The sequence below is a fragment of the Stenotrophomonas sp. DDT-1 genome (assembly GCF_001580555.1).
GTDB lineage: Bacteria > Pseudomonadota > Gammaproteobacteria > Xanthomonadales > Xanthomonadaceae > Stenotrophomonas > Stenotrophomonas sepilia.
Window position 1 is genome coordinate 1 of the sequence record NZ_LEKR01000026.1, and the last position, 12,266, is coordinate 12,266.

Consider the following 12,266-nt stretch of genomic DNA (forward strand, 5'->3'; position numbering starts at 1 on the left):
CGCCGCTGATGCAGCTGGCGCTGATCAACGAGATGCGCACCGAGATGGGCAAGGCCGGCTTCGGTTCGTTCAAGACCCTGCCGTTCCCGCAGCCGTGCTACCCCACCGGCTGGTGGAGCGTGACCATGGCGCGCAAGGGCGACAGCAGCTTCGACTTCCGCCAGGCCGACTCGGCCGCCAAGACCTTCAACACCCTGTACTACACCGCCGCGCTGCACACCGGCGTACTGGTGACCCCGCCGTTCGTGCAGGCGGCATTGAAGGGTTGATCCAAACAAAAACCCGCGCTGGCGACAGCGCGGGTTTTCTGCTTTCTGTAGAGCCGAGCCCACGCTCGGCTGCTCTTCGGACAGGTTGCGGTAAACCAAGCCGAGCATGGGCTCGGCTCTACAGTTACAGCGCCCAGATACCGGCGATGACCGCCACCACCAGGCCCCACTTGATCAGCTGGTAGGCCACCACGCTGCGCTCGCGCAGTGCCTTGGCCTTCAGGCGCACCTTGTAGACGCTGCCGAATGCCTTGTTGACGCCACCGGTCGGGTCACCCGGCAGGTTCGGCGAGGCGCCACCGGCCAGCAGCGTGGCCGCCACCGCGCGGTTGAACAGCCCCGGCAGGCCGAAGCGCAGCGGGCGGGCGATGTCGCAGAACAGGATCACGCGGTCCTGCTGCGTCTCGTTGTGTGCATGGTGGATGTAGGTCTCGTCGAACATCATCCACTCGCCGTCGCGCCAGCTCTTCTTGATGCCGTCCACCTCGATGTAGCAGGCATCGTCGTTGGGTGTGCTCAGGCCCAGATGCAGGCGCAGCGAGCCGGCGAACGGGTCGCGGTGCGGGCGCAGCTCGCTGCCCGGCGGCAGCTGCGCGAACATCGCCGCACGCACATCCGGGATCGACTCGATCAGCGCCGTGGTCTTCGGGCACAGCGTCTTCGCCGACGGGTGCGACGGGCCATACCACTTCAGGTAGAAGCGCTTCCAGCCACGACGGAAGAACGAATTGAAGCCGGCATCGTTGAACGTGCTGGAAGCAGCGATCTTCTGCGCGTCGCGCAGCGCCAGCGCCTCGTCGCGGATCATCTGCCAGTTCTGGCGCAGCGGCTCCAGCTGCGGGAACTCCTTGCCCGGGTCCAGGAACGGCGTGGTCGGCACCTTCGAGAACATGTACATGACCACGTTGATCGGGGCCATGAAACTGGAGTGGTCCAGCAGCTGGCGCGACCAGCGCGCGCGGACCTTGCCACGAAAGTGGATGTACAGCACGCAGGCCACGAACAGCGCTGCAATGACGATTTTGATGATCAAAGCACTTTCCTCCAGCCGGGGCCGGAACGGGAAACGGGGCGATGCACGGCCAGGCGGCCAGCACCGGTGGGGAACGCGGCAGGGGACGGGGACGTGCCGGAGGGGGGCGGCCGCCAATGTCGCGGGTTAACAGCTTATGGTCGGCAGGCCGTGCGCCGGGGTCAAGTTGCCCGTGCGCCGCGTTCAGCCGGTTGTGAACGAGGCGCAGGGCGGAGCGCGCAAGCTGTTGATGCTGAAGGCCAATTGGAATAAATGAGACATAATTGTCCGATTCTGCGTGACGAACTGTTCCAGCCACGACCCCGACATTTCTCCGACAAATCGTGGAATAGCGAACTGGCGAGTACTAAAATTAACGAAAACTTAGTAACTCCCTGTAACACCGGTTCGCTTGACGCATTGCGCCACCCACCGGGTCGTCCGAGACCCCGACATGCATCTTCCTGCCCTGCCCCCCTCCTCCTGTGGCGAAGACGCCGCCACCCCGCTGCTGCTCAAGCGCGGCGAACGCTTCCTGGCCCCCGACGTCTATCGCACCTGCCTGGATGGACGCGAGGCGGTCATCAAGGACTATTCCCGCTACCGCGGCACCCCCGTTTCACTGATCGCGCGGCTGATGGTGCGCCGTGAGGCCCGCATGCTGCAGCGCCTGGGCGGCTGGAAGCATGCCCCCGCGCTGCTTGGCACCTTGGGTGGCCTGGCACTGGGCATGGAGTTCATTCCCGGCCAGACCCTGAGCACCGCGCAGGCCGTGGGCAATGAAGTGTTCGAGCAGCTGCAGCACGCGCTCAGCCGCCTGCATGCCGCCGGCATCACCCACAACGACCTGCATGGCACCAACGTGGTGGTCAGCGGCGGCGCGCCGGTGCTGCTGGACTTCACCTCCGCCTGGCGCGCCCCGCGCTGGCTGCGCCGCAATCCACTGAGCCGGCAGATGCGCCGCAGCGACATGAAGAACCTGCTGAAGATCCGCCAGCGCGTGACCGGCCAGGCCCCGAGTGCCGCGCAGGCCGCGCTGGTGGCCGACCCGGGCTGGGTGGCCGCGGTGCGCCAGGGCTGGAAGCGGTTCTACAAGTGGGCGAAGCGCCGGTAGGGGTCGAGCTTGCTCGACCGCTTTACCGCTCTTTGTAGAGCCGAGCCCATGCTCGGCTGCATTTCGCGCGATGCAGGAACAGCAGCCGAGCATGGGCTCGGCTCTACAACATCCCGCCAAACGGGTTACAACGCGTCCGCGTCCAGCTCACCGGTACGAATACGCACCACGCTGCCCAAGTCGTAAACGAACACCTTGCCGTCCCCAATCTTGCCGGTGCCAGCGGCCTTCACGATGGCCTCAACCACCGCCTCCACCTGGTCATCGGTTACCGCCACTTCCAGCTTCACCTTCGGCAGGAAATCGACCACATACTCCGCGCCACGGTACAGCTCGGTATGGCCCTTCTGGCGACCAAAGCCCTTCACTTCCGTCACCGTGATCCCAGTGACCCCACGCTCGGCCAGCGCTTCGCGCACGTCGTCGAGCTTGAACGGCTTGATCACCGCCATGACCATCTTCATCGTCTATCTCCTGTCTTCCGGCGTGGAGGATAGCGCCTGAACGCGGCCCGTGCGAAGCCGCTGCCGCCTGTCCGGGCAGTGGGTGCCAGCAGTATCCTTGTGCGCGAACGGCCTGCCCGCGCCGGATGCACGGGCCCACCCCCACGGAGCACCCCATGATCGACCTGAACCAAATCGATGACCTCGCCCGTCGCCTCAGCGACCTGGTGCCGCCGGGCCTGCGCGAATCGCGCGAGGAACTGCAGGCCACCTTCAAGAGCGCGCTGCAGGCCGGCCTGGCCAAGCTCGACCTGGTCACCCGCGAGGAGTTCGAAGTGCAGCGCGCCGTGCTGCTGAAGACCCGCGAAAAGCTGGATGCGCTGGAAACGGCCGTGCGCGAGCTGGAAGGGCGCGGCACCGCAGAATGAAAAAAGGAGGCGCACCGCGCCTCCCGTTTACAGATTATTTCCCGGATGGGGCCTTGCAGCAAGGCCCACCGGGCGCCCTAGACTCGCCGGCCTGTCGATCCGGCAGGACACGCAGGGGCAGTGCCGATGGCGCAGGACACCGAATGGACACCCGTTTCGCATGACACCTGCGACCAGATCGCCGGGCCGTTCTATCACGGCACCCGCGCTGACCTCGCCGTGGGCGAGCTGCTGAGCGCGGGCTTCCGCTCCAACTACCGCGACAGCGTGGTGATGAACCACATCTACTTCACCACCATTGCCAAGGGCGCCGGGCTGGCTGCGGAGATGGCCCGGGGTGAGGGGCGACCGCGCGTGTATGTGGTGGAGCCGACCGGGCCGTTTGAGGACGACCCGAATGTGACCAACAAGAAGTTTCCCGGGAACCCGACGCGGTCGTATCGGAGTGCGCAGCCGTTGCGGGTGGTGGGGGAGATTGTGGAGTGGGAGCTCTACGACGCGGAATTCGTTCGGCAGTTGAAGGCGTTTGTTGCTTCGGGGAGTGGGGAGATCATCAATTGATGACCTTTTGGCGTTGGGCGTTGCGCACCTCTTCATCGGCTTCATAGATGTCCAGCCCGAGCTCAATGCCGCGCTCTCCCAGAGCGAGCAGCACGCGGGGCGAAAGCGAGACACCGTCATTGCTGCTGCCCATGAAAAGACCGCAGAACAGGTCAGGCCGGAACCGTGCCAATGACTGCCATACGGCGAGATCGCCGGTGAGCTGATCGAGGATCTCGAAGATCTGCGCTTCCAGATCTTCAGGCTCACGACGCTCCGCATCAAGCTGCCAGCTGCCGGTCCTGGCGATACGCACGGCGTCGGGTTGGTTGCCTGTGAGCTGCTGGCCCTTGTGATGCGCGGCGGTTGGATTCGCGCCCAGCAAGGCAGTGATCTCGGCTGGATTGAGGTCATCCCCGAAGAGCCGGAGGGTTAACAGGGAGTGATGGAAAATGGTCATTAGATTCCAGTTGCGCGCGTTCTGTTGATGTTGGCTATCGGCCAGGAGCGAAGATCCGCAGCCCGGGATCAACGTGCGATGGACACGCAAGTGGCACAAGCTCGACTGCAGCTGTCGATGAAATCACTCAGACGTCGTAGAAGTAGCTACGACGGGAGCGGGACCATTCCTCGATTTCCTGCTGCGAGTGAGCTGGTAAGCACTCGTCAATGTAATCCGCAGCATCGTCGAGAGATCTTTCCAGAAGGTACTCAATCGTCTGCTCCACACCGGCACCCACCATGTTCTCGACGTCGAAGCCAGAACCGGTATCCATGTTCAGATTCTTGGCAATCCACATGGACTCGACATCGGCCAGATCTCCCACATGGAACAGCAGATAGGCACACCAATAGAGGTTCTCGAAGTACGCCTGATCCTCGTCGCGCTGACGGTAGTCGATCTCCTCGCGAAAGATCGCTCGCAAGAGCAGTTCATGCTGTTTCGCCGTCTCCGGGGTGATGCTGCGCAGTGCACGTTCCCGCGCGGGCGGGGAACCGATATCCATGTTTGTCATGAGATCCAGCCAAGGCGTGGATGGCGAGGACCTGCCGTAGTGCGGTGGCCGGCCAACAATTCCTTTCGTCGCCCGAGCTTAGGGAGCACCATTTCCACAAGCAAGGGCATTCACGCCTGGCCGGAACGCAGCAACGATCCAATGAAAAACGCCGACGCCAGCGCCGCCCAGGACAGTACCGCGATGGTGATCAGCAGCACCTTCCGATGCATCACCTGCGCCTGCTGCCGATAGGGCGCCTTGCGGCCGTACAGCCTGACCAGCCCCGACAGTTCACCCGGGATGCTCAGCGCCCCCAACAGCAGCAGGGCGAGCATGCAGAACCCGAACACCGTTCCGACATCACCCACCCGGGCCACGTCGGCGGGGGCATGGGATTGGCTGACAAGAGCTTCGAAGAACACCCCGACCCAGTCGGCCAAGAGCGCGGCCATGATTGCGACGAACCCCAGATGGCTGAAAAGATGCACCCAGAAGCGGGCCGGTAGTTTCATCGCGTGTGGTCCTTTATCCTGGCACCGGTCACCTTGGTCATTGTCTCCATTCTCCGTGTCGCGCAGCCGCCTGCCGCGAAACAGCCCCTATCGTGCGCCCTTGCCAATCTTGCACCAGACAGTGCAACCATGGACGATCCTCCTGCCACTGATGAGCATCTGAAAGCTTCATCCAAATGGGAATTGAGCATGCGTCTGTTCAAACTATCCTGGTTGCTCGCAACGCTCGGCTTCATTGCCCCAGCCTGCCACGGAAGTGAACCAGGCCAAGCCAGGCATGAGCGCTGCCTGCAGCTGATCGAGCAGCATGTTGAGGACTCGAGGGGATGGGACAGGACGTTGTACCGCATCGAGGAGGAAGGCTCCGGAAATTCGGATCGAGGGTTCGCTGTGCAGTACCTGGATGATCTGAAAGTGCTCCTGCCCCGCGACGGGTTGAGATCTTTCCACGTTGATGTCGACCCGACGTGCAACGAAATCGTTCGTGAAACCTACTACCAGTAGAACGTCTCGGACGTTGTCGGTACCAACACCTCCTCTTCGCATTGCGCACAACAGCGGGCAGTCAGTGTTGCGCCGCTGCTCAGCAGTGATCGGGCCCAGCAGGAAGCTGCGCCCGCAAGGCTGGCTCCAACACTATCCATTGCAGAGTTTCGGTTGCCACTCAATTCGAGTCCCGGTAGCGATTGAAGCGATCCGTCGTCCAATCACAAAAGCGGCTCGGCTGTGAAAGAAGTATCGAGCCGGCCCCTACTTGAACATCTCCAACAGATCCTTGTCTGCATGCCGCTGCTCCCACGTGGAGAGAAAACAGAAGCTCACACCACTTCGCATGGCAGTCTTCTGGAACCCGGCCAGTTCTTCCTTCGTGACCGGGTACTCAACCGGATCAAAGTGCAGAATCCCCCACGGCTTGACGAGAGAGAACCCAGGCATGAGTTCCGAGAAGATCGCCTTGAGCAGGGGCCGGATATTCGAAAAGTCCTTGATCGGACCCGCGCGATTGCCAAGGGCGTGACACTGGCGGCGGATGGTCCTGTCTCCACCGACCAGGCGCGCAATAAAATGGTCCTGGTGCACTTGGACGTAGATCAGCTGGCGGCGAAAAATTCTCATCTTGCTCTCAACTCCGCACGCTCAATCATCGCCCAAGTGCAGCATACCCTTCCATCAATGCGCCGGCTTCGCCTTCAGCGCGCTTGAATCCCTTCGCAGCAGATACAGTGCAACCAGGAACGGCCACAGCGAGTTGATCGACGAGAACAGGCGCTGTGTCAGCCCCCGGAAGCCCTCCGGGTCCACGCCCACCACGTTCAACCAGAGATAGACGATGCTCGCGATGCTCACCAACGCGGTCACGGCGTACGCCCTTCGGTTGGCAGACCATGCGCTCAATTCGATGTGCGACATTGCCGGTGCAATGATATTTGCGATACCGATGGTGTAGAAGCCATGCATCGGATGGCCCATGGGCCAGAGCCCGTTGGTCAGCATAGAGACGCCAAAGACCATCCAGCAGATTGCACCTACTGCAATCCGGCGACCGGACTCCCTCCATACCCCGATGGAGAACGCCACGAAGCCTACGCCAGAGCCAATGGCGGCGATCCTGGCGCAGATGCTTGCGAGCGTCGGCGCCTGCAGCAGCTCGCTGGCGTGCTGTGCGAGCGGGTTGTAGCCCGGCGCGAACACGGCGGCAACGCTGGTCCAGAACAGGAACCACGGGAGCGGGAGCAGACCCGCAGACAGAAGAAGTCGATTGCGGCGTAACACGTACAGTGATCCTTGTAGCGGCCTGCGCCAGTGGGTGGAGTCCGTTCAAACGCCGCAGAACCTTCCTGCTGCGGGCAGAACAGTTCCGAGTGACTACAGCAGTAGTCAGATTCTGCGTGGCGCCCCGTGGGGTCAATAGGCAGAAAGTCACTCACGCATGGAGGCGAAATACGCGGCATCCATCAGCGACCGTCGGACCAATGTTGTCGCATTTGCCGCTCCCTGCGTCTCTGGCGGAAGGTTCTGACGACTCCGTCCCAGAAGTGCTGCTGCGCCAAGCACGCCAAGGCTCTCGCCGCTTTCCTCGCTATGCGACAATGCCAAAAACGTCTCGGGTTTTGGCGGCATTGACCCCTACCCGTTGGCATTCCGAACAACAGCAGGTAATCGTTACTGCGCCACCGTGCATCGGTGGTCGGGACTCGAAAACCCGGATTGCTAGACGTAAGTTTGCGCTTGCCAGCCGGCACCACCGCGCGTGGTGCCGGCTGGCAATCCGTCTGCCGGCTATGGCGGGCGGGGCGTGGGGGCCCTCGTGCCCGCCGGCTTTGTCTAGCAACCGGTTTTCGAGCCACGCTCTGCCCGCCACCTTTATCGGTGGCGGCGTCCGCCTGCATGCACGGAGCCCGCCATGACCACGCCGCACTCCCCACCCCCGCGCCACATCCAGCAAGTGCCCTCGGCCGAGCCAGCCCTGGATCCCAACAGCCTCATCGCCATCCTGCACGCCATCGGCGCGGGCGCTGCGGCCGACGGCCAACCCTGGCCCGAGCGGCACCATCTACGCAGCCGGCAGATGCAGTTGTCCGACGCCGACTGCGCCCTCACCGGCCAGCGCATCGTTCAGGAGATCCTGCTGGCGGCCGAGCGCACGCGCCAGAACGGTGAGCCCGAACAGTACGTCGGCGACCGGGTGATGGAGGGGCTGGTGATGGCCGATCTGGCACTCACCGCCTTCATCCACGAGCGGATGCGACCCAAGGACTGAGCGCGCTTATGGCGCGGACCTTTCTGCCTGTGTGCGGGGTGACGAATGAAGATGCACGGCCTTGCCGCTGCGGCGGTGTGCATCGCGGTGATCGGCGCGATGTGGGTGGAGTGGCCCGAGCCCGCGGGCGATCAGGTGTGGGCCTACCAGAAGCTGCAGCCGGCCGATTACCGCCTGCTGCACAGTGATGCGCTCGGCTTCGTGACCGCGAAGGCCCACGAGGGTTTTGAACTGCATACACGCCATGCCAGAGCAACGTCCTTCGAGATCCGATGCAAGGGCGTGCTGGTGATGGAGGTGGAGAATGCGCCCTCGCGCGTGCTGATCCGCATGCCCGCCGATGCACGGTGGCGGGCGCCGGACATCGAGCGTCTGCGCACCAGCATCGAGCGCTGGCTGGATCTGCATCAGAGCCAGGGACGGTTGCTGGTGGAACGTGCGGGGCCTTCGTGGGTTGAGGCGTGGTTTGGGCGCTTCAATGGGCTGGTGCTGGATGAGCAGCGGTGTCTGTTTGGGATGCTGGGCCGCCATTGACCGTCCCCCTAACCGCCCCATTCGCAACAAATGTCTGGAGGAAGCGGCGTCTCCTGGGACTTACCCGCGCCAAAAGCGATGGTCCTGCCATCCAGTCGCAGCCCCGATGCTTCTCGTTCGGACTTCAGTCGTCAGGCCAGCCGAGAGGTGGGTATCGACACGTTCACGCCAATCCCTGAAATCAGCGGTCGTCGCTTCCAGAAGTTTGCGAAGCAGGAGCAACAGAAAGAAGCAGCGATTCGGTGCATACGGCGCCTCACGCTCAGACCATCCCGCCGACCGAGGGCGAACCGCCGAAACACCAAGCTCCTTGTTCCATAACCTACTGTGGTGTGCAACGACGTTTCGCGCCACGCTGGTGACACGCAGCCAGTTTGCGAAGACGGGGGCTGCCAGGCCCATCTCACCCGCAACAGCTTTCTGCTCACGGGTACGAAGCGCTTTGTAGAGGCGGGAGAGCGACCCCAGCGACATGACTTCCGTTGCCATCCAAACCGGTACTTTGGGAAACGCCGGTGAGGTGTACTTGTCCCGGTAGTGCCGAATGAACGTCTCCCTGGAGCGTACCACTTCACTTTCGACGCCATCCAGCCAATCTGCATGCTCCTGTCCAGCGAAGGTCAGATTACACGCTTCCAGATGGCCGAAGGCGCCGCTCGCATGCGCAAAGTGGTACGTGAGCACGGTCCGCGTTGCGACCTCGATATGGCCGACGGCCTCCATCACCAGGTCTCTAAGCGCTCTATCGAACTCATAAAGGCTTATCGCTTCTTCGAATGTCGCTTGATCGCGGAAATTGTCGCTACCGGGCATACGCTGTGTGTAGAGATAGCCCATAAGACGATAGTAGCCGACACGCTGCAGATATCGATTGGCATTGGCGGTATCACCAATGGCAAGCCCGCGCTGCTGGAGCAGATCCAACTGTTCCTGAATCGACAGGGGCGGTTTGCGGTAGTGGGTCATCCCGACTTTAATCAGCAGGCAAAAAAAACCCGCCAATTTGAGCATGTCGCGAACTAGCGCGTCAGAGGCTTGGCGGGTGTGTTGGGTGAATTTTAGCGCCCCTTTTGCTTACCTTCAAGTAAATGTGTGTAGTTCTGGTGAAATGTAAATGCCTGTACGAAAAGCACTTCATGGGGAATTTTCTTGGATTTCCGCAGTCTCCCGGGCGCAGATCCAGTGAGGTGAAAGGCCGGCGCGGGCGAGCGGCAACGGCCTATTCCCCGGCGTTGTTCCACGTCATACCGGTTGAGTTCCGACACTCGATCGCGGACACCGGCCGCTATGAAGCGCGCAGGCGCACTCCAACGGTCTGCCGGAATCCCCCTAGCCGCTTCACCTGAAATCCCCGATATCCCACGCGGAACGCCTGCCGCACCATCAAGCGCCCCTCCGCAGGAAACCACACATGAGCCTGGCGCTGGTCCACAGCCGTGCCCGCGCCGGGGTCGATGCCCCGCTGGTGCGGGTGGAAGTGCATCTCTCCGGTGGCCTGCCTGCCACCCAGATTGTCGGCCTGGCCGAGACCAGCGTGCGTGAATCCCGTGAGCGCGTGCGTGCCGCCCTTCTTTGCGCGCGCTTCGACTTTCCGCAGCGACGCATCACGCTCAACCTCGCGCCCGCTGACCTGCCCAAGGAAGGTGGGCGTTACGACCTGGCCATCGCGCTGGGCATTCTGGCGGCCAGCGGCCAGGTCGATCCACAGTCGCTGTTGCAGTACGAATTCCTGGGCGAGCTTGGCCTGACCGGCGAGCTGCGCCCGGTGGCTGGCGCGCTGCCGGCGGCGATTGCGGCGGCTGATGCCGGGCGCATTCTGGTGGTGCCGCCGGGTAATGCCGCGGAGGCAGCATTAGCCGAGCACGCGGACGTGCGCGTGGCCCGCACGCTGCTGGAATGCTGTGCAGGGTTGGGCAATCCGCGCCTGCTACCACCCGTGGAGCGCGTGGACACGACGCCGTTGCCACTGCCCGATCTGGCCGACGTGCGCGGGCAGGCGCATGCGCGGCGCGCGTTGGAAGTCGCCGCTGCCGGTGGTCACCATCTTCTGTTGATCGGCAGCCCTGGCTGCGGCAAGACACTGTTGGCCTCGCGCCTGCCCAGCCTGTTGCCGGATACAGAGGAGGGTGAAGCGCTGCAGCTGGCCGCGATTGCCTCGGTGAGTGGCGAAGGGCTGGACCCAAGACGTTGGCGGCAGCGGCCCTTTAGAGCGCCCCATCACAGCGCGAGCGCGGCGGCGCTGGTGGGTGGGGGCAACCCGCCCCGCCCCGGTGAAATATCACTGGCCCATCATGGAGTCCTCTTCCTTGATGAGCTCCCAGAATGGAACCGCAGCGCGCTGGAAACCCTGCGCGAGCCGCTGGAATCCGGTCACATCCGCATTGCCCGCGCGGCACGCAGCGTGCAGTATCCGGCGCGATTCCAGCTGGTGGCGGCGATGAACCCCTGCCCGTGCGGCTGGGCCGGCGACCGCAGCAACCGCTGCCTTTGCAGCGACGAGCGCATCAACCGCTACCGTGCGCGCGTGTCCGGTCCGCTGCTGGACCGCATCGACCTGCATATCAGCGTGGCGCGCATGGACGCGGTGGAGCTGCGGGAAAGCACGCCACTGGGGGAGCCCAGTGCTGCGGTGCGTGCACGGGTGGAAGCCGCCCATGCCCGGCAGCAGGCGCGTGGCGGGCTCAATGCGCATCTGCCGCCAGCGGCGCTGCGAGCCTGTGCCCGACTCAGCGAGGCAGATCAGGACATGCTGGAGCAGGCCATTGAGCGTCTGCAGCTTTCCGCACGTGCGATGCACCGGATTCTGCGCGTGGCGCGCACGATTGCGGATCTGGCGGGTTGCGAGGTGATCCGGACGGCGCATCTGGCTGAGGCGATTGGCTATCGGCAGCTGGATCGGGGAAAGCCGGGAGTATGACGAAAGATCACATCAGGATGAAGGAGGCGCGCCGCGTCTCGTCAAACTGCAGGCTATTCACTGAAAGGGCGCCAATGTCGGGCAGTAGCCCAAGAGTGTGACGCTCCCATACCTCCGAAGGCCCCGCGATATCAGTATCCACGGCATGAATGCGATACACCGGCGCGTAGTCATCCCGTTCGTCCTCGAACGGACAGTCAAGCACCCAGCGCTTTGATGCGCTATCGGTTACCAGCATCATTCGCGGCAGGTCATGGAATCCGCGATACGCCAGGATGCGGTACTGCCCAGGAAGAAGAACCATCGGAACTCTCGGCAAATTCGCGGTTCAGCGGCCGCGTCCGAACAGTACACCCCGCTTCGCCAGCAACGCCACCCGACGGCTGACCAGCGCGTGTAGCTCCGCCAGCTCCGACGCCCGGTCAGCCGTCGTGTTCCCGCCAAACAGCACCCGCGACAACGCCACCTCGTCGCTGTCGTCCGGGTACTGCCACCGGTCCCGGTACACCTTCTGGCACACCAGCCAGGCCAGCCGCAGCCCCCCGCCGGGCAGCGGGCGGACCACGCGTTCGTAGACGTGCCAGAACTGGAACTCGGCCTGCAGGTCGATCACAGGCGCCACGGACGGCGCCTGCCGGGGCCGTCCTGGGCCTCGGATGCCGAACAGCGGGGTTCGCGGGTTGTACTGAGCCATGCCGACAGCATGACCCAGCAACATTGTGGGAACCTTGCGTCGCC

General features: G+C 63.3%; 17 protein-coding genes and 1 pseudogene. 8 read left to right on the top strand and 10 right to left on the bottom strand.

Annotated elements, in window-relative coordinates; all coding sequences use genetic code 11:
* Positions 1–269: pseudogene (locus tag AB839_RS13145) on the top strand (polyamine aminopropyltransferase); the annotation flags it as partial.
* A 124-nt stretch (positions 270–393) separates the two neighbouring features.
* On the opposite strand, the gene AB839_RS13150 reads toward AB839_RS13145, so the two are convergent.
* Positions 394–1,299 carry an aspartyl/asparaginyl beta-hydroxylase domain-containing protein gene (locus AB839_RS13150; protein WP_032954620.1) on the bottom strand — a complete coding sequence of 302 codons (906 nt, stop codon included), beginning with the start codon at positions 1,297–1,299 and terminating at the stop codon, positions 394–396.
* 436 nt (positions 1,300–1,735) lie between these two features.
* On the opposite strand from AB839_RS13150, the gene AB839_RS13155 reads away from it, so the two are divergent.
* A complete protein-coding gene (locus AB839_RS13155; protein ID WP_061479710.1) occupies positions 1,736–2,395 on the top strand; it encodes an RIO1 family regulatory kinase/ATPase in 660 nt (219 codons plus the stop codon).
* Positions 2,396–2,520: 125 nt separating this feature from the next.
* On the opposite strand, the gene AB839_RS13160 is transcribed toward AB839_RS13155, so the two are convergent.
* Positions 2,521–2,859, bottom strand: coding sequence for a P-II family nitrogen regulator (locus AB839_RS13160; RefSeq protein WP_005411374.1), 339 nt, complete (start codon positions 2,857–2,859; stop codon positions 2,521–2,523).
* 155 nt (positions 2,860–3,014) lie between these two features.
* Here AB839_RS13160 and AB839_RS13165 point away from each other — a divergent pair, with 155 nt between their 5' ends.
* Entirely contained in the window at positions 3,015–3,266 is a 252-nt protein-coding gene (locus tag AB839_RS13165; protein ID WP_012512353.1) for an accessory factor UbiK family protein, read from the top strand.
* Positions 3,267–3,392: 126 nt separating this feature from the next.
* Positions 3,393–3,827, top strand: coding sequence for an NAD(+)--rifampin ADP-ribosyltransferase (gene arr, locus AB839_RS13170; protein ID WP_061479711.1), 435 nt, complete (start codon positions 3,393–3,395; stop codon positions 3,825–3,827).
* Here the strand turns inward: arr and AB839_RS13175 are convergent.
* The 3 genes from AB839_RS13175 to AB839_RS13185 all read right to left on the bottom strand — a co-directional run bounded on the left by AB839_RS13175 (position 3,820) and on the right by AB839_RS13185 (position 5,316).
* Positions 3,820–4,266 carry a DUF4279 domain-containing protein gene (locus tag AB839_RS13175; RefSeq protein WP_061479712.1) on the bottom strand — a complete coding sequence of 149 codons (447 nt, stop codon included), beginning with the start codon at positions 4,264–4,266 and terminating at the stop codon, positions 3,820–3,822. The genes arr and AB839_RS13175 overlap by 8 nt on opposite strands.
* Before the next feature lie 127 nt (positions 4,267–4,393).
* Positions 4,394–4,813 carry a hypothetical protein gene (locus AB839_RS13180; RefSeq protein WP_156476660.1) on the bottom strand — a complete coding sequence of 140 codons (420 nt, stop codon included), beginning with the start codon at positions 4,811–4,813 and terminating at the stop codon, positions 4,394–4,396.
* 119 nt (positions 4,814–4,932) lie between these two features.
* Positions 4,933–5,316 (bottom strand): hypothetical protein, encoded by a 384-nt coding sequence (locus AB839_RS13185; RefSeq protein WP_061479714.1) that lies wholly within the window; start codon positions 5,314–5,316, stop codon positions 4,933–4,935.
* 129 nt (positions 5,317–5,445) lie between these two features.
* On the opposite strand from AB839_RS13185, the gene AB839_RS13190 reads away from it, so the two are divergent.
* Positions 5,446–5,820 carry a hypothetical protein gene (locus tag AB839_RS13190; RefSeq protein WP_156476662.1) on the top strand — a complete coding sequence of 125 codons (375 nt, stop codon included), beginning with the start codon at positions 5,446–5,448 and terminating at the stop codon, positions 5,818–5,820.
* A 246-nt stretch (positions 5,821–6,066) separates the two neighbouring features.
* On the opposite strand, the gene AB839_RS13195 is transcribed toward AB839_RS13190, so the two are convergent.
* Together AB839_RS13195 and AB839_RS13200 are read right to left on the bottom strand one after the other, a co-directional pair.
* Positions 6,067–6,432, bottom strand: coding sequence for a hypothetical protein (locus AB839_RS13195; protein WP_061479716.1), 366 nt, complete (start codon positions 6,430–6,432; stop codon positions 6,067–6,069).
* Positions 6,433–6,486: 54 nt separating this feature from the next.
* Entirely contained in the window at positions 6,487–7,089 is a 603-nt protein-coding gene (locus AB839_RS13200) for a DUF998 domain-containing protein (RefSeq protein WP_061479717.1), read from the bottom strand.
* Positions 7,090–7,720: 631 nt separating this feature from the next.
* Between AB839_RS13200 and AB839_RS13205 the strand changes: the two genes are divergently transcribed.
* Together AB839_RS13205 and AB839_RS13210 are read left to right on the top strand one after the other, a co-directional pair.
* Complete coding sequence (locus AB839_RS13205; protein ID WP_061479718.1) at positions 7,721–8,077, top strand: hypothetical protein; 357 nt, start codon at positions 7,721–7,723, stop codon at positions 8,075–8,077.
* Between the two features lie 45 nt (positions 8,078–8,122).
* The gene (locus AB839_RS13210; RefSeq protein WP_061479719.1) at positions 8,123–8,611 is read left to right on the top strand and encodes a hypothetical protein; all 489 of its coding nucleotides are present in this window, start codon (positions 8,123–8,125) and stop codon (positions 8,609–8,611) included.
* 60 nt (positions 8,612–8,671) lie between these two features.
* On the opposite strand, the gene AB839_RS13215 is transcribed toward AB839_RS13210, so the two are convergent.
* Complete coding sequence (locus AB839_RS13215; protein ID WP_241776783.1) at positions 8,672–9,622, bottom strand: Abi family protein; 951 nt, start codon at positions 9,620–9,622, stop codon at positions 8,672–8,674.
* 400 nt (positions 9,623–10,022) lie between these two features.
* Between AB839_RS13215 and AB839_RS13220 the strand changes: the two genes are divergently transcribed.
* Positions 10,023–11,528, top strand: a complete 1,506-nt coding sequence (locus tag AB839_RS13220) for a YifB family Mg chelatase-like AAA ATPase (protein WP_061479720.1) — start codon at positions 10,023–10,025, stop codon at positions 11,526–11,528.
* A gap of 7 nt (positions 11,529–11,535) precedes the next feature.
* On the opposite strand, the gene AB839_RS13225 is transcribed toward AB839_RS13220, so the two are convergent.
* Entirely contained in the window at positions 11,536–11,832 is a 297-nt protein-coding gene (locus AB839_RS13225) for a hypothetical protein (RefSeq protein WP_031269210.1), read from the bottom strand.
* Between the two features lie 24 nt (positions 11,833–11,856).
* Entirely contained in the window at positions 11,857–12,246 is a 390-nt protein-coding gene (locus AB839_RS13230) for a hypothetical protein (RefSeq protein ID WP_061479721.1), read from the bottom strand.
* Between the last annotated feature and the right edge of the window lie 20 nt (positions 12,247–12,266).